We start from the raw sequence: 16,083 nt of genomic DNA, 5'->3' as shown, positions 1-16,083 counted from the left end.
TGATTATGAGTTTTTAGTTAGAAAGATAATATATTATTTGTTGTTTTATTGTGAGATTTTATATATTATGTAGGTGAACTTGAAAATTAGATAATGTATGGGAAGATTATGAAGAAGATGTCTCCGAAGATTATTTTATGGATGTAGAACTAAACAACAAGAAAAAGAACGATAACTCTACTCCCTGGATAGAATTAAAAAGGAAGAACAGAAATTATACTTTTTGTTCTCCCTTTTTTCATATACATTTAAAAATTGATTTCAATAGATTCAGAATCACCTCCTGTGGCTTCAATAGGGTCATTTCCTTGACAATTGAGGCTAAAACTATCACCTTGAGGTCTTGGGAAAGCTCCTTTTGAGATACCTAAATCCTTGTCTTCATATCCTTTTTTCATATAATATCCCCAGATAGGAAGAGCCATAGTAGCTCCTTGACCTAATTGTAATCCTCTAAAATGTACAGAACGGTCTTCTCCTCCTACCCAAACACCAGTTACAAGATTAGGGACAATTCCCATGAACCATCCATCGGACTGGTTTTGTGTAGTTCCTGTTTTTCCAGCAATAGGATTGGTAAAGGCATAAGGATATCCAGTAACTACATTTTTATAAATGGCATTATAAGCATCAGCACCTTTAGTACGTAAGCGTATCCCCGAACCGGAGTGCGTTACTCCTTCTAAAAGATTAATAACAGTATTAGCTACATCGGCACTTACTACGTCATGAGTTTCTGGTATATATTCAAAGAGTACGCGTCCGTTCCTATCTTCAATGCGAGTAACAATGATGGGTTTCACATATACCCCCTCATTAGCAAAAGCTCCATAAGCACCAACCATTTCTAATAAAGTGATATCCGCAGAACCTAGGGCAATTGAAGGAAGTTCTGGTATGTCGGCAGTAATACCCAATTTTTTTACGAGTTTCACCACAGGCACAGGTCCTACTTTGTCCATTAGATTAGCAGTGATAGAGTTGATGGAGTTTGCCAAGGCTGCCTTAAGAGTAAGCATTTTACCACTAAAATTACCATCGGCATTGTGAGGACACCACTCTTTGCTATTTCCATATTTTCCTGCTTCTATACAGGTTTTTACATCAGGTAGTTGATCACAAGGAGTATAGTGAAGCTGATCTATAGCAGTGGCATATACAAACGGTTTAAAGGCAGAACCTACCTGACGAGCTCCTTGTATTACTTGATCGTATTTGAAATTCTTATAATCAATACCACCTACCCATGCTTTGATATGTCCTGTTTGTGGTTCCATTGAAAGGGCGGCTGCTCTCAAGAAAGCTTTATAATAGCGGATAGAATCAGAGGGGGTCATAATAGTATCAATGGTACCTTTCCAAGAGAAAACTTGCATAGGAATCTTTTGTTGGAAAGAAGCACGGATTTCTTTTTCTGATTTACCTAAAGCTTTTAAGTGATACCAACGATCGGAATTCTTCATCGCTCGCTCCATAATGCGATTAATTTCCTCTTGAGAGAGATTTACAAAAGGAAAATTCTTATTTTTCTTAGGATTATTCTCATTGAAGAAAGCTTTCTGGAGATTCTTCATGTGTTTCTGTACCGCTTCCTCTGCATTTGCTTGTAATCGAGAGTCTATGGTAGTATATATTTTGAGACCATCAGAATAGATATCATACTTAGAACCATCAGGCTTAGGATTCTTCTCTATCCATTCCTTCATATAAGAACGAAGATACTCACGGAAGTAAGTAGCTATGCCTTCATTATGCCCTTCTGGATTGAAATTCAGTACTAATGGAAGTTTTTGTAAAGAGTCTTTTTCCTTAGTGGTGAGGTAATGATTCTTCTCCATTTGGGCGAGTACAACATTGCGTCGATTGATAACTCCCTCCGGATTTTTGCGTGGATTATACAAAGAAGAGTTTTTGAACATACCTACCAGTACAGCTCCCTCTTCTATTTTGAGATCTTTAGGTTCTTTCCCAAAATAGATACGTGCAGCCGAGCGGATACCGTCGGCATTATTATTGAAATCATACTGATTAAAGTACATGGTAAGAATTTCCTTTTTAGTATATTGTCGTTCTAATCGAATGGCAATAATCCATTCTTTTATCTTTTGAATATAGCGTTTGCCTACATTCTTAGAACCTTCATGATGGAAAAGAAGTTTTGCAAGCTGTTGTGTAATAGTAGAAGCTCCTCCTCGCCTACCTAAAAAGACTATTGCACGAAGTGTACCGCGTGCATCAATTCCTGAATGACTTTCAAAACGTTCGTCTTCAGTGGCAATTAAAGCATTAACTAAGTGCTCAGGTAATTCTTTATAGGTTACTGCTGTACGATTATCATTGAAGTAAAACTTACCTAATGTTTTTCCATCAGCAGAGATTATCTCTGTAGCAAGATTTGTTTCAGGATTTTCTAAGTGGTCAAAGTCTGGCATTTCTCCTAAAGCGCCCCACGAAGCCAATAAGAAAATAAAAATTACCAAAGCTATTCCTCCCAGTATACAACCCCAGAAATATTTTAAGAGTCTTTTTCTTGAAAAAAAGGTCTTATCTTTTGTTGTTTTTTTTGTAGTCATTTTTTATTCCTTTTTAGGATTTTCAAAATACTCGGCAAAAGTACAATATTATTTACAATTAGCACCTTCTTATTATGAAATTATGATTTATTTAGAAAGAATTCTTATGAGAACCTGTCAATTAAGATATATTATATAACAAATTATTAAAAATCAATATTTAAATAGAAGAGAATTCCTGAGAATTATGATAGGGCTATATTATGATACTGATACTTAAGTTCTTTATGGTAGTACTTATAGTAGTAGTTTATCCCTATAGAAAAAAATCTCCATAATTAAGTAGTATGTTGCAATCTTAATGAAAAAAGGTTGCACACAAATATTTTCATTTCATTGGAAAAAGAAGTTCTAAATCTGCTCCCAAGCCTTGCTTTAATCTGTAAAAGGTCTTAATAAAGGTGTCTTCTAAGAATATTTCATTGATAAGTTCTGTACGAGATATAAAAAATGTTTCTATATGACTTTTGTCATAAGTATAATCATCTTTTCTTCCATAAAAAAGTAAGAAGAGAGTTCTGCATGGAACATACAACTGAATCTCCTGAGGAAGATAAGGATGAATCTCTGCATCTGAAGGACTTATAGAAAGAGGAGAGCCTATCTTTTGTCTTTTTAAGCTCTCCTTGTCCCATAATCCTATATTTGCTATAAGTAAGCAAATAGTTATTAAGAAAAGTTTCCACCCTTGTAGGAAAATGAAGGATTATAAAAACTCTTAAGAACCTTGATGAGTTTTCTTTAGTAGGTCATTAACAGATTTTACGGGATTGAAAGTAATCTGAGGGACTTCTACAAAGATGCTAATCCATCCAGCCATACCTCCATTCCAAAGTCCTGGTAATTCTAATGCCTTGAGAGGGATACCATTATAGGATTTTTCAGTAATAAAACTAAGTTTTTTATCTTGAAATTCCTCTAAGTCAAATATTTCTCCCTTGTAGTTTTTGATACAACAAACTATATCCACAGGATTAAAATGAGTAGAAGATTGTAATATTTTCCATTGTTTAGGGTTGTTTTTATCTATCTGAGCCATTTCAATGATTTGAAGGCTTTCATTTCCTTCTGTATCTTTTACCCAAAAAGGACCTCCCCCTACTTCTCCTTCATTTTTCACCATGCCACATACACGAATGGGGCGATTGAGCATTTGGTAAATGTACTCTATCATATAACGCTTAGCAAACTTATGTACATAAGGCGGTACCTTAATATTTAGTTCAGGAAGAAACTTAAGTACTTCGGGCAAATCTTTCTTTTTAAGTTTTTCTTTTTGTATTTGCCTTAGGATTTTATGTACTTTAGAACGTGTATCTTCCAGTTTCCCAGCGAGGACTTCTTTGTAAAAGATAGCCTCATCGGAATATGATTCTACCACTACATTATCTATATTTTTGATAAAGATAATATCAGCATTGAGTTCATTTAAGTTCTTAAGCAGTGCTCCATGTCCTGCCGGACGGAAAAGGAGTTGATTATTTTCATCTCTAAAAAATTCGTTATTTAGGGTAAGGGCTACTGTATCGGTACTTTCACTTTGGTGAGAGAAAGATACTTCAAAATGTACACCATACTGTTTTTCTAAATCAGGGCGGATTTCGGCTAAGGTGTTAAGGAATTGAGAGGTATATTCCTTATTAATAGTGAAGTGAATATTGACAACATCTCCTTGTGTAGCGTATAGAAAAGCCTCACGGAAATGCTCTTCAAAAGCAGTAACTACTTTTTCACCATATTTGTGGAAAGGAAAGAGTCCTTTAGGTTTGTTTTTATAGTTAAAAGGTTCTTCTTCCAATAATAATTTAGCAATGCGGTGTTTCTGTGCATCTTCGGAAAGTCCGTTGAGCGTTTTGTGTTGCTCTATATATTTCTGGAGGGCTTCATAAAAGGCAAATTGAGGAAGATGCTCAAAGAATATCTCTACATTCACATTTCCACTTTCCTTTACATATTCAGAAAAAGTTTGTTTCTCAGGATTAAAATCACTGACAAAAGCAGATAGAAACTGAAACATACGGGTGGCAGATCCCGAAGCGGGGACGAACTTGAGAATGTCTAAGCCATTTTTCTTCTTCTGATAGATAGCTACGTATTGGATAGCTTCATCACGTGAAAAAGAGAAAATGCCTGTTCCTACATGTGCAGGAGCGACTAAATTTACAGGAGGGACTCCAGAGAGGAAAATAGATACTTGTTCCTGTAGTTTACTTACTTTGATCCCTTTTTCTCCTAAGAGAAGTTGGTCATACTCGGTTAATTCTTTCATCGTTTTAGTTTTTGGTTAATTTGTTGTATTCTACTATTTAAATCTCCCTTCAATAGGTGAAAGGGAATAGATTTTTCTTCTAAAAAATGCTTAAAGAAAGTAAATACTTCATTTCGTTCATTAGGCTTGTCTCTTAAATCGTCGGCTTGCCAAGGAACATCTATATAGGTTAAGAAAATAAAATCATACTTATGAGAGAGTGCATAGTGCTCGATTATAGGATTGCATTTTCCATAGTATATATAGGAATAAATAACTAATTCTAACAGACAGGTATCACAGAAAAGGTATTTATTAGCCTTTTGAATCATTTCATTTTCAAGAGCTATTTGTCCTTTAGCGATAGGAATCAAATCCTCCCATGTACATGGCAAGTGTTCAGAGTCCCATTTTTTTTGTAGATAAAGGCGCATATATTCAGGTGTCCATTGGGTGTTATACAGTGCAGCCATTCTCTCACTTAGGGTTGTCTTCCCTGTGGACTCAGGACCTAAGAACACTACTCGCTGACATGAACTGTTTAATTGCGTAAAATCCTTTTCCATTCTCTATAGGCTGAAATAGCTATAATGGTGAAAATAGCATATTGTAGGGCTGTAAAAATAAAGTTTTTATAAGTATATAGAGGAATAGAGACAACATCTCCAATAATCCAAAAAATCCAATTTTCTATTTTTCGTTTTGCCATGAGCCACATTCCCACAAGGAAGATAGCTGTAGTTGTGGCATCCACCCAATCAGTCCATACAAAGTGTTCTATTCCTAATTCTATTCCATCTAAAGAAAAATTATTATTGATATATGGCTTAAAATAATAAACAATCATTACTAATAGCCAACTCATCAACGCTAACCAAGAGGTGATTTTTATATCATAAGCATTCATCTTAGAGATTTCCACATGGATATTGTCTTTACTATTTTTTGCCCAGAGAACCCACCCATAAACACTCATAATAGTATAATAAGCATTGATGAGCATATCTCCGAATAATCTTCCACACCAAAGAAGATATACAAAAAGAACGGTACTAATGATTCCTGTGGGATATACCCAAATGTTTCTTTTTTTAGAAAAAATAACACTGACAAGACCAAAAAATACGCCTAATATTTCTATATAGATAAGATGGTTTGGGACACCTTTGTACTGAGAGAAAATCCAATCAGAAATGTGGCTCATAGTCGTGTCGGTCGGATTTTACAATTTTTATGTAAATTAATCCCTTTTCCAAGAGTTCAAATACTTCTTTTACCTCATTAGTAAGTATTTCCATGACACGGTCATATTCTCCATATACTTGGGTACTAAGGGGATTTTCATACACAATTAAGCCGGATGCACGGAGTTTCTTAATAAAGTGAATAATTGGAGCCTCAAACTCATCTTGTAAGGGGCTTAAAGTAAGTTCTACAGATACTTTCATGGTAAAAAACATTTCTTATTTTCAGAAAGCAAATATACTAAAAATAATTGAAAAAAGATATCTTTTCTAAATTTATTTTTGAAAAATATTTTAAATGTAGTAACTTTGCCTGCGCTAATAGTCATTGTCATGGGAAAAATCAGAAAGATTATATTTAATAAGCGTTTTCTTAAGAGAAGTATGTTCTTTATAGTATTTGTTTTGCTCATGATAGGAGTGGTTATTCATAATGCAGATAATACTATTCGTGAGGCTACTAAAGGGAAGCTATATACTCAAGTAGATAGTATTCCTAAAAATAGGGTGGGCTTACTGTTGGGAACAAGCCAATATCTGAAAGATGGGCGTATAAACTTATATTTTCAATATCGTGTGGAGGCTGCTGTAGCTCTTTTTAAGGCAGGAAAAATTGATTTTATCCTTATTAGTGGCGATAACAGTACTAAGGAGAATGATGAGCCTACAGACTTTAAAAAAGCATTAATAGCTTTAGGAATTCCTGCTGATAGGATTTATTTGGATTATGCAGGGTTCCGTACGCTTGATTCTGTTATAAGAGCCAGAGAAGTATTTGGACTTACCCAGATGGCTATTATTTCACAGGCTTTTCACAATGAAAGGGCTATTTATATAGCTCAGAAAAAAGGCATTAAGGCTGTAGGATTTAATGCCAAGGATGTGGATAAGTATATAGGATTGAAGACACGTATCCGTGAACGGTTTGCTCGTGTGAAAGTATTCTGGGACTTGACCTTTGGAGTAAAACCTAAATTTTTAGGAGAAAAAATAGAAATTCGTTAAAATGAGGACTTTAGGAGATTTATATTTGATACCTAATATGTTAGGGGAAGTTAGAGTTACTGAAGTACTTCCACTCAAAGTTAAAGAAATAGTTCTTTTGTGTAACCATTTTATAGTAGAAAATGAGAAAAATGCGAGACGGTTTATAAAACAAATAGCTCCTGAAAAATCTCAAGACCTTCTTGAGCTTTTTCCATTGAACAAACATACTGCAATAGAAGATAAACAAACATATTTGTCCTATTGCTTGTCAGGATTTCCTACAGGGATAATTTCAGATGCAGGTTGTCCAGCTATTGCTGATCCAGGAAGTGAAATAGTACATATAGCTCACCAAAAAGGAATTCGTGTGATCCCTTTAGTGGGACCTTCTTCTTTACTTCTTTCATTAATGGCAAGTGGGATGAATGGACAATCCTTTGCCTTTAACGGATATTTACCTATAGATAAAAATGAGCGAAGAATAATTCTTAGAAAATTGGAGAGAAGAGCAAAAGAAGAACATCAATCCCAATCATTTATAGAAACTCCTTATAGAAATGAATCCCTTTTGCAAGAAATGTTACAGATATTAGCACCGCAAACGGCTCTTTGTATTGCTTGTGATATAACTCTTCCTGAGGAATTCATTCATACTTATACAATAAGGGAATGGAAGCGTCGTGTTAAAGAAATAAATATTCATAAGCGCCCAACAATTTTTATTATTTATTAATAATAATTAGTATTTTTTTTCTATTTTTGTCTCCTGAAATAATAAATTTAAGAATATGAAAGTACTTTCTTCTCTTTCTCAGTATATATTATTGGGAATCATTACTTTATTTATATTATCTTGCTCTAATACCCCAAAGAGTTTGTCTGCAGTACCTAAGGAAGCAACAGTAGTCGCTTCCATAAATCTTTATTCATTAGGAGAAAAGGCAAATTTGAAAAAAGCAAAGGAATTAAAGATATTTAAGAAATTCCAAGATGAAGTAAAGTCAGAAAATAAAAAACTTGAAAAGATTTTTTCAGAGTTTATAGAGAATTACAAAGTGTCAGGAATTGATATAAAGGAAGATATCTTTATCTATCGCTATAGCCAATTCTCAGATGAGACTCATCAAGATTATGTAGGAGTTTCCGCTCAGGTAAGAGATAAAGGTAAGTTTACAGATTTTGCAAAGCGTATAGCTGAAGCTACAGAGACAAATGTTACTATTGAAAATGCAAAAGATTACTCCTTCTTTTTTACTCAGAAAGAACTTGTGGGCTGGGATGAAGATAAAATACTTCTACTTTCTGCTGTAGAACAAAATGACAGATTGGAGGAGATATTTGCTAAACTATTTCATCTTGATAAAAAAGAGCAAATCTCTTCAAATAAGGACTTTAAGGATTTTTATGATAAAAAAGAAGAAATAAGTGTTTGGGTTTCTGGGAGATTAATAGAGGATTTAGGATCTGATACGGATACCTCTCTTGATGAAGTAAGAAATATGTCTGACCTTGACATACGCTCTAGCTCTCTTTCTTTCTATTTGGATTTTGCTGATGAGAATATTACTTTAACCACAGCTCTGAATGCAAATGAGGAATTCAAAAAGAAATTAGAAAAATATAAGTTTTGGAAGAATAAATTCAATGCAGAATTATTAAATTTTCTTCCTAAAGAGTCTTATCTTGCAGGAAGTTTTTCTATTAACATGCCTTTGTATTACAAATATCTTAAAGAACAGAGTATATTTACCTTAATGGAATCGGTTTTCCTTATGGGAACAGGTACTAAGTTGGAAGATTTCTTCAATACTCTTGGCGGAAGTGCGATATTTACAATCTCAGGTTTTGAAAGAAAAAGTTATACCCATAAAGTATATGAAGAGTTTGATCTGGATACAGATGAGGATGATAATGAGGATTCTAATATAGCCATCTCAGGGGAGGACAATCAAGAAGAAGATTTGTATGAAGATCATTATGTAGAGAAAACAGAGGAGATACTTACCCCATTGGTTAGCTTTGTGATGGATATTAAAAATAAGGAATTTATAGAGAGACAACTTAAAAAGAGTTATTCAAGATTGCTTAAAAAAGAAAATGGATATTATACTTTAACTAAGGATGATATTACTATATATATAGCATATAATGAGAAATATCTCTTTATAAGTAATGATAAAAGTGGTGTAGATGCTTTTCTAAAGAAAGGTTATGATAAGGATAGGAGTCTTGCAAAGGCTACTATTGCACAACAAATAATGAAGAATAACTTTTATGGATATGTTAATCTAGACTATGATACTTATCCTCAGATTGTAAAAGATGAGATAAAGAAGGAACAAAACAGACAGGAACAATATTTATTAAGTATCTGGAAAGATATCCTAAAGGACATGGAGGTAAAACAGCGAGGTGATTACGCTACTCAATTTATTTTGAATTTGAGGAATACAGAACAAAATAGCTTATATACCCTTCTTAAAATGATTGATAAGTCAATAGAATAAAAAAAATATATTAAAAAAATAATATTTTTGAAATAGTGCTTGAAAAGAAGAATTTAGATTATGAAAGAGTAGTTTTAGTTGGGGTAATTACTACTACTCAGAATGAAGAGAAATCTCATGAATATTTGGATGAGTTAGAGTTTCTTACCTATACAGCTGGAGGAGAAGTGGTCAAAAGATTCACTCAGCGTTTGGAGACTCCCAATCCAAAAACTTTTATAGGAACAGGAAAAATGGACGAACTTATCCAGTTCGTAGAAGAAAATGAAATAGGAGCTGTTATCTTTGATGATGAGCTTACCCCTGCTCAGCAGAATAATATAGAGAAAATCTTACGTATAAAAGTCTTAGATAGAACAACGCTCATTTTAGATATATTTGCTCAACGAGCGCAGACAAGCTATGCACGTACTCAAGTGGAGCTTGCCCAATATGAATATCTGCTGCCACGGCTTACAGGACTTTGGACCCACCTTGAGCGTCAACGAGGAGGGATAGGAATGCGAGGACCTGGAGAAACAGAAATAGAAACTGACCGCCGTATTGTACGTGATCGTATAGCATTGCTTAAGAAAAAGCTAGAAACGATTGATAGACAAATGTCCACTCAGCGCAGTAATCGTGGAGCCTTGGTACGAGTTGCTCTTATTGGATATACTAATGTAGGAAAGTCTACTTTGATGAATCTTATTAGTAAGAGTGAAGTATTTGCGGAAAATAAACTTTTTGCTACCTTGGATACCACTGTGCGTAAGGTGGTTATTGGTAATTTACCTTTCTTACTCAGTGATACAGTAGGTTTTATACGAAAACTACCAACACAACTTATTGAATCCTTTAAAAGTACTCTTGATGAGGTACGTGATGCGGATTTGCTTTTGCATATTGTGGATATTTCTCATCCGAATTTTGAAGAACATATAGCTTCTGTGAATCAAATATTAGGAGAGATTAAGAGTATCAATAAACCTACTATAATGGTTTTCAATAAAATAGATGCTTATACACACCAAACTATAGAAGATGATGATCTTATGATAGAGAAAACTTCTCGGCATTTTTCGCTTGAGGAATGGAAGCAAACATGGATGAACCGTATGAATGGAGATGTTATTTTTATTTCCGCTCTTAATAAGGAAAATATTCAAGAGTTTAGGGAAAAGGTATATAAAAAAGTAAGGGAAATACACATTACACGTTTCCCTTACAATAACTTTCTATATCCTGAGATAGAAGAATAAGAATTTTAATTAGGAATCCATTTTTTTTCAAAGTTAGGTTTACGCTTTTGAAGGAAAGCATCACGACCTTCTTGAGCTTCATCAGTCATATAAGCAAGGCGAGTAGCTTCTCCTGCGAATATCTGTTGACCCACCATGCCATCATCCGTAAGGTTCATGGCATATTTTGCCATTTTGATAGCTGTAGGAGATTTGTGAAGGATTTCTTGTGCCCATTCGAAGGCAGTACTTTCCAATTCTTCATGTGGGATTACAGCGTTGACCATTCCCATCTCAAAGGCTTCTTGTGCAGAATAGTTTCTACCTAAGAAAAAAATCTCACGAGCCTTCTTTTGTCCTACCATTTTAGCCAAGTAAGCGGAACCGTATCCAGCATCAAAACTAGCAACATCTGTATCAGTCTGTTTAAAGATAGCGTGTTCTCGACTGGCTAAGGTGAGGTCGCATACTACATGTAGGCTATGTCCACCACCTACTGCCCAGCCAGGTACTACAGCAATTACTACTTTAGGCATGAAACGAATAAGACGTTGTGCCTCAAGTATGTTGAGCCTGTGGGCGCCATCATCTCCTACATACCCCTGTTTGCCCCGTACACATTGATCACCTCCACTACAGAATGACCACACACCATCTTTTGGTGAAGGACCTTCAGCAGAGATAAGTACGCAACCAATAGAAGTATCTTCAGTAGCATCTCTTAGAGCATCGATGAGTTCAGAAGTTGTACGTGGGCGAAATGCATTTCTTACTTCTGGGCGATTGAAGGCAATACGGGCTACTCCTTGACATTTCTTGTAGGTAATGTCCTGGTAATTTTTGGCTACTTGCCAAGAGATTTCTTTTGTCATGTTATTTAGTTGAAGGATTATCTATATACATTCGGTTATAATAAGGAGTATGGCTTTTGGAATTGTCAATTTCCTTTAAGGAGAAATCTATTATTGGTTTCCTTATGCGATTACTCCTCGTGGAAGCGCTAAGGGGTGGAATCCCTGTGATTTCTTCTATCGCCTTGGCAAGAAGTGGTTCCTTTTCATCTCCCAGAGTTCCTAATGAACTAAGCCTTTCTCTTATATAAAAATCGGGTTCTATTCCCGTTTGATATTCTCCAAAACCATTGGCATTCTCTGATCGAAGTACAATAGGTTGCATTGCCCATTTATTATTAGGATTTTTAGTGTCCTTTATGGTAATGGAGGCTAAATTCTTTCCTACAGTAGTATCTCCTATCTGCACTACTGTTAGGTAAGGCTTAAGCCCATTGATAATAAGTTCAGATGCGGATGCTGTATGATTAGAGGTAAGGATATACACCTTAGAAAGATTTAAAGTATTGATAGGAACTCCAGCAATGTTATTCTCAAAAGAGTAATCACTCTTCCAGCGATTTTTCATTTTGGGATTGGGGGTCTGTTTTACAAATATCTTTTGTGTATCTGTCCCTGCAACCATACTGGCTAAGTAGATAGCTGTTTGTACACTTCCTCCTGGATTATAGCGAAAGTCAAGAATAAGGTCAGTAATCCCATTAGCTTTAAATTCTCCAAATACATTATTTAGCTGTTTGTCATACTTGCTTAAGAATGAATTATAGAGTAAATAACCTATCTTTTTTTCTCTATTTGAGATAATTTTATGTATGAGTATAGGATTTTCTTGGAGAGGGAGTTGGGAGATTGTTTTATTTGCTGAAAAGGCAAATTCTCCATTTTCTATGGTATAGAAAGAGAAGGTAAGACTTGTTTTTTGGTTAGAGAGCAGTTGCCTATAATTGCTTATAGTAAGTGTTTGTCCATCTACTTTTAGAAAAATATCTCCACGCTTAACTCCTTGTTTTTCAGCGTCGGAATTAGGAATTACATAGTGTACATAACCAATGATGACATTATTCAAATCCTGAATTTGTGCAATGCTAAAATCCATACCCGTACTTAGAGTACTCCCTTGTAGTTCATCTTCTAATTCCTTATAATTATCGGTAATAAAGCTAAATCGATCGCCATAAGTGTCATAAGTATTATAGAGTAGAGTATTGAATAAATCCCGTGGAGAACTGAAATTCTTTAGATAATTTACATAGGTAGAGTTAGTTGCATTGGTGGCAGCAGGGGATCTATCAAAACGATTATCGGATAGGTCAGCCACCTGAGGTTGCCACAAATAATACTCATTTAGTCCTTTCCATATAAAATCTTTTATTTTATAAGCAGGGTCTTTAGCTTCAGCTTTTTTAGTAGCTTCTTCTAAATAACTATCATCTTCTATCTTACTACAGGAGATGAGGAAAAATATTGATATAAAGAGAAATAAATATTTTTTAATCATTGGATTTGATAAATATTTTGCAAAGATACATCTTTTTATTGAGGTAGAGATATCTATTAAGATTTTATTTATCTGCAACTTGTCAGAAAAATTTAATGTAAAAAAAATTGTTTCTTTTTCTAAAAATTATTACCTTTGCAAATGGTTTAGAATTCTCTGAAAATCAAAGAATATAAAATTAAAACCATGTTAGAAGTAGGAGATGTAGTAGAAGTTATAGATGAACTTATTGAAGGAATAGTTACTAAGATTACTCCCCAGCAAGTGTATATAGAAACAAATGAAGGTATAACTCTTGCATTTTCTGCTAATGAATTAATAAAAATAGACAAAGACTCTCCTATATCATATAAGATGACCAATTTCTTGCCTAAGGAGGAGAAACGTAATAAGAATTATTTACTCAAAGGGAAAAAGGCAAAGAAAAAAGCAATTCCTCCTATGGAAGTGGATCTGCATATAGAGAAATTAGTAGTTAGTACTCATGGAATGTCTAATTATGATATGCTTAACAAACAATTAGAGGTAGCAAAGCATCAATTAGAATTTGCTATAGAGAAGCAGATTCCCCGAGTAGTATTCATCCATGGAGTAGGGGAGGGAGTACTTAAAGCAGAATTAGAGACCCTTTTTTCCCGTTACAAAAACTTATCTTATCAAGATGCAGATTATGCTCGTTATGGAATAGGAGCTACGGAAGTATTTTTGCAAACCATATTTTAAAATATAAAAATAATGACAACAAAAGAAAAACTATCATTGTTACGCAATGAAATGAAAAACAATGGCTTAGATGCTTTTGTAGTTTTCAATGCAGACCCTCACATGAGTGAGTATTTTACTCCGTATTGGGAAGAAAGAAAATGGATTACAGGTTTTGATAGTTCTGCTGGTTATGTATTTATCACTCATGATAAAGCAGTACTTTGGACAGATGGACGTTACTTAGTACAGGCGAAGAATGAACTTACAGGTACAGAAGTTGACTTTTATATAGAAGGAACAAAAGATGCCCCTATCAGCGAACAATGGTTGTTAGCTGAACTTCCTCAAGGAGCAAAAGTAGGTTGTAATGCTCTTTGTACTCCTCATAATACTTGGGAATTACTTACCAATGTCTTGAGAAGAAAAAATATCTCCTTAGTGGATAAACCTCTTATTGAGAAAATCTGGAAGGAACGTCCTAAAGATGAAAGACAATCTATATATGTACGTCCTGAAAAGTATACAGGAGAGTCCGCTAGCAGTAAGATAGCTACTCTAAGGAAAATAATGAAAGAGAAGAATATCACTTGTTTCCTTGTAACTGCTCTTGATGATGTGGCTTGGGTTACTAACCTTCGTGGAAATGATATTGTATTCAATCCTGAGTTTCTCTCCTACCTTTGCATTACTCCTGAAAAAGCAATACTTTTTGCTGCTATTGACAAGTGCGATAATTCCGTAAAAGAATACCTCAAAAAACACCATATAGAACTTAAGGATTATCCTGATTTCTTTAAGGAAATTATATCACTAAAAGGGGAAACTGTATTACTTAACCCTGATGCAAACCAATTTATTTTTAACACCATAGAGGATAAAAATACTTTGTATGTAGAAGCCTCTCCAATTCAATTATTAAAAGCAGTTAAGAATGAAACAGAATTGGAAGGATTCCGTAAAGCAATGATAAAAGATGGAGTAGCTTTGACTAATTTCTTCTGTTGGTTGGATAAAAATATAGGAAAAACAGAACTTACAGAGTATTCTTTAGGAAAAATTCTTGATAAGTTCCGTTCTGAACAAGAAGGCTATTTGGCAGATAGTTTTGCTAAAATAGTGGGTTATCAAGGGAACGGAGCCATTGTACACCATCATGCTACTGAAAAGCCAGGAGTACCTCTAAAGGCAGAAGGAACTATTCTCATTGATTCAGGAGCTCATTATACAGAAGGAACCACAGATATTACCCGTGTAGTGCCTTTAGGAAAATTCTCTGATGAATTCAAAAAAGATTATACTTTGGCAATGAAGGCTATGATTACCCTAAGTACTACTTTATTCCCTACAGGTACTCGTGGAGTGCAATTGGATGCTATTACAAGGGCTATCTTATGGAAGAATATGCGAGATTATGGTCATGGCACAGGTCATGGTGTGGGCAACTACTTATGTGTACATGAGGGACCACAAAGCTTACGTAAGGACTTGAGAGATGTTGCTTTGTTAGAACACATGGTATGTTCTAATGAACCAGGTGTATACTGTGAAGGACGCTACGGTATACGTATAGAAAACTTATTTATTATCCAAAAGAAAGGTTCTTCTGAATTTGGAGATTTCTATGGATTGGAAACGTTAACTATTTGTCCTTTGGATACTCGTGCAATTGATGTGGCTCTTTTAACCCAGGAGGAACGTCAATGGCTTAATAACTATAATTCATGGGTAGAAGAAAAGTTAAGCCCTTTGGTGGGAGAGGAACAACGTACTTGGCTTAAGGAAAGATGTAAAGCCATATAGAATTATAAATAGTTAATACAAAAAGCTGTTCTTATGAGCAGCTTTTTTCTTCAAAATAATTTGTTTAATTGCCTTATTTTTCGTTACTTTGCTCTTAATTTAATAATAACACAATTGCGTATGGAATTGAAAGATATGAAAATCAAAACCTTCAAGGAGTTTTTAGAAGATAAAACTAATCCTGTGGTCTACTGTCTGCTCAGTTCCAATGGCAAAGACTTCTTAGCCAAAGAAAGCTACAAGGTAGAACTGCATCAATACAACTGCCAGCACGACACTTTTACTATTGAAACCCCTGAAGACTCTTTTGATGCTTTTAATGAGTACATTATGGAGCATTCCCGCGACTTGCTCGGTCAGCCTCTTACTATTAAGTTCTACCAATACGGCAAAGTAGTACAGCACTTTTCAGGGATTATCACCAGAATTTATTGCAAACGACAAACAGGT

The 16,083-nt window shown here is 34.6% G+C and carries 14 protein-coding genes and 1 pseudogene; 8 read left to right on the top strand and 7 right to left on the bottom strand.

Annotated elements, in window-relative coordinates:
* Nucleotides 1-248: 248 nt before the first annotated feature.
* The gene (locus HMPREF9071_RS07355) at nt 249-2,573 is read right to left on the bottom strand and encodes a penicillin-binding protein 1A (protein ID WP_009745979.1); all 2,325 of its coding nucleotides are present in this window, start codon (nt 2,571-2,573) and stop codon (nt 249-251) included.
* A 450-nt stretch (nt 2,574-3,023) separates the two neighbouring features.
* Here HMPREF9071_RS07355 and HMPREF9071_RS12255 point away from each other — a divergent pair, with 450 nt between their 5' ends.
* Nucleotides 3,024-3,161, top strand: a complete 138-nt coding sequence (locus HMPREF9071_RS12255) for a hypothetical protein (protein WP_162859673.1) — start codon at nt 3,024-3,026, stop codon at nt 3,159-3,161.
* A gap of 130 nt (nt 3,162-3,291) precedes the next feature.
* Here HMPREF9071_RS12255 and HMPREF9071_RS07345 read toward each other — a convergent pair whose 3' ends face one another.
* The 4 genes from HMPREF9071_RS07345 to HMPREF9071_RS07330 are packed head-to-tail and all read right to left on the bottom strand — an operon-like array spanning nt 3,292 to nt 6,269.
* Nucleotides 3,292-4,842 carry a DUF4301 family protein gene (locus HMPREF9071_RS07345; protein ID WP_009745977.1) on the bottom strand — a complete coding sequence of 517 codons (1,551 nt, stop codon included), beginning with the start codon at nt 4,840-4,842 and terminating at the stop codon, nt 3,292-3,294.
* Nucleotides 4,839-5,387 carry an AAA family ATPase gene (locus tag HMPREF9071_RS07340; protein ID WP_009745976.1) on the bottom strand — a complete coding sequence of 183 codons (549 nt, stop codon included), beginning with the start codon at nt 5,385-5,387 and terminating at the stop codon, nt 4,839-4,841. The genes HMPREF9071_RS07345 and HMPREF9071_RS07340 overlap by 4 nt, the downstream gene beginning before the upstream one ends.
* The gene (gene pnuC / locus HMPREF9071_RS07335; RefSeq protein WP_009745975.1) at nt 5,363-6,025 is read right to left on the bottom strand and encodes a nicotinamide riboside transporter PnuC; all 663 of its coding nucleotides are present in this window, start codon (nt 6,023-6,025) and stop codon (nt 5,363-5,365) included. The genes HMPREF9071_RS07340 and pnuC overlap by 25 nt, the downstream gene beginning before the upstream one ends.
* On the bottom strand, nt 6,009-6,269 hold the full coding sequence (locus HMPREF9071_RS07330; protein WP_009745974.1) for a thiamine-binding protein: 261 nt from the start codon (nt 6,267-6,269) through the stop codon (nt 6,009-6,011). The genes pnuC and HMPREF9071_RS07330 overlap by 17 nt, the downstream gene beginning before the upstream one ends.
* A gap of 129 nt (nt 6,270-6,398) precedes the next feature.
* Between HMPREF9071_RS07330 and HMPREF9071_RS07325 the strand changes: the two genes are divergently transcribed.
* From HMPREF9071_RS07325 to hflX, 4 genes are read left to right on the top strand one after another with little or no spacing between them, the layout of a single operon-like run.
* Nucleotides 6,399-7,070 carry a vancomycin high temperature exclusion protein gene (locus tag HMPREF9071_RS07325; RefSeq protein ID WP_009745972.1) on the top strand — a complete coding sequence of 224 codons (672 nt, stop codon included), beginning with the start codon at nt 6,399-6,401 and terminating at the stop codon, nt 7,068-7,070.
* A 1-nt stretch (nt 7,071) separates the two neighbouring features.
* On the top strand, nt 7,072-7,785 hold the full coding sequence (locus HMPREF9071_RS07320) for an SAM-dependent methyltransferase (RefSeq protein ID WP_009745971.1): 714 nt from the start codon (nt 7,072-7,074) through the stop codon (nt 7,783-7,785).
* Between the two features lie 55 nt (nt 7,786-7,840).
* Nucleotides 7,841-9,559: a DUF4836 family protein gene (locus HMPREF9071_RS07315; protein WP_009745970.1), complete on the top strand. Its 1,719-nt coding sequence runs from the start codon at nt 7,841-7,843 to the stop codon at nt 9,557-9,559.
* A gap of 35 nt (nt 9,560-9,594) precedes the next feature.
* Nucleotides 9,595-10,800, top strand: coding sequence for a GTPase HflX (hflX, locus tag HMPREF9071_RS07310; protein WP_009745969.1), 1,206 nt, complete (start codon nt 9,595-9,597; stop codon nt 10,798-10,800).
* 5 nt (nt 10,801-10,805) lie between these two features.
* Here hflX and HMPREF9071_RS07305 read toward each other — a convergent pair whose 3' ends face one another.
* Nucleotides 10,806-11,651, bottom strand: a complete 846-nt coding sequence (locus HMPREF9071_RS07305) for a 1,4-dihydroxy-2-naphthoyl-CoA synthase (RefSeq protein WP_009745968.1) — start codon at nt 11,649-11,651, stop codon at nt 10,806-10,808.
* A 1-nt stretch (nt 11,652) separates the two neighbouring features.
* Nucleotides 11,653-13,128 carry a S41 family peptidase gene (locus HMPREF9071_RS07300; RefSeq protein WP_009745967.1) on the bottom strand — a complete coding sequence of 492 codons (1,476 nt, stop codon included), beginning with the start codon at nt 13,126-13,128 and terminating at the stop codon, nt 11,653-11,655.
* 186 nt (nt 13,129-13,314) lie between these two features.
* Here HMPREF9071_RS07300 and HMPREF9071_RS07290 point away from each other — a divergent pair, with 186 nt between their 5' ends.
* The 3 genes and pseudogenes from HMPREF9071_RS07290 to HMPREF9071_RS07280 all read left to right on the top strand — a co-directional run.
* On the top strand, nt 13,315-13,851 hold the full coding sequence (locus tag HMPREF9071_RS07290; RefSeq protein WP_009745965.1) for a Smr/MutS family protein: 537 nt from the start codon (nt 13,315-13,317) through the stop codon (nt 13,849-13,851).
* A gap of 12 nt (nt 13,852-13,863) precedes the next feature.
* Nucleotides 13,864-15,633, top strand: a complete 1,770-nt coding sequence (locus HMPREF9071_RS07285) for an aminopeptidase P family protein (RefSeq protein ID WP_009745964.1) — start codon at nt 13,864-13,866, stop codon at nt 15,631-15,633.
* Between the two features lie 120 nt (nt 15,634-15,753).
* Nucleotides 15,754-16,083: pseudogene (locus HMPREF9071_RS07280) on the top strand (Rhs element Vgr protein); the annotation flags it as partial.

This window comes from Capnocytophaga sp. oral taxon 338 str. F0234, from assembly GCF_000192225.1.
Lineage (GTDB): Bacteria > Bacteroidota > Bacteroidia > Flavobacteriales > Flavobacteriaceae > Capnocytophaga.
The sequence above is the reverse complement of the archived record's forward strand: the minus strand, read 5'-3'. Positions and strand labels throughout refer to the sequence as shown.

What these genes read in the sequence shown, in the direction of transcription:
- HMPREF9071_RS07355 (WP_009745979.1), bottom strand. Translation starts at nt 2,573, where the DNA reads ATGACTACAAAAAAAACAACAAAAGATAAGACCTTTTTTTCAAGAAAA.
- HMPREF9071_RS12255 (WP_162859673.1), top strand. Translation starts at nt 3,024, where the DNA reads ATGTTTCTATATGACTTTTGTCATAAGTATAATCATCTTTTCTTCCAT.
- HMPREF9071_RS07345 (WP_009745977.1), bottom strand. Translation starts at nt 4,842, where the DNA reads ATGAAAGAATTAACCGAGTATGACCAACTTCTCTTAGGAGAAAAAGGG.
- HMPREF9071_RS07340 (WP_009745976.1), bottom strand. Translation starts at nt 5,387, where the DNA reads ATGGAAAAGGATTTTACGCAATTAAACAGTTCATGTCAGCGAGTAGTG.
- pnuC (WP_009745975.1), bottom strand. Translation starts at nt 6,025, where the DNA reads ATGAGCCACATTTCTGATTGGATTTTCTCTCAGTACAAAGGTGTCCCA.
- HMPREF9071_RS07330 (WP_009745974.1), bottom strand. Translation starts at nt 6,269, where the DNA reads ATGAAAGTATCTGTAGAACTTACTTTAAGCCCCTTACAAGATGAGTTT.
- HMPREF9071_RS07325 (WP_009745972.1), top strand. Translation starts at nt 6,399, where the DNA reads ATGGGAAAAATCAGAAAGATTATATTTAATAAGCGTTTTCTTAAGAGA.
- HMPREF9071_RS07320 (WP_009745971.1), top strand. Translation starts at nt 7,072, where the DNA reads ATGAGGACTTTAGGAGATTTATATTTGATACCTAATATGTTAGGGGAA.
- HMPREF9071_RS07315 (WP_009745970.1), top strand. Translation starts at nt 7,841, where the DNA reads ATGAAAGTACTTTCTTCTCTTTCTCAGTATATATTATTGGGAATCATT.
- HMPREF9071_RS07305 (WP_009745968.1), bottom strand. Translation starts at nt 11,651, where the DNA reads ATGACAAAAGAAATCTCTTGGCAAGTAGCCAAAAATTACCAGGACATT.
- HMPREF9071_RS07300 (WP_009745967.1), bottom strand. Translation starts at nt 13,128, where the DNA reads ATGATTAAAAAATATTTATTTCTCTTTATATCAATATTTTTCCTCATC.
- HMPREF9071_RS07290 (WP_009745965.1), top strand. Translation starts at nt 13,315, where the DNA reads ATGTTAGAAGTAGGAGATGTAGTAGAAGTTATAGATGAACTTATTGAA.
- HMPREF9071_RS07285 (WP_009745964.1), top strand. Translation starts at nt 13,864, where the DNA reads ATGACAACAAAAGAAAAACTATCATTGTTACGCAATGAAATGAAAAAC.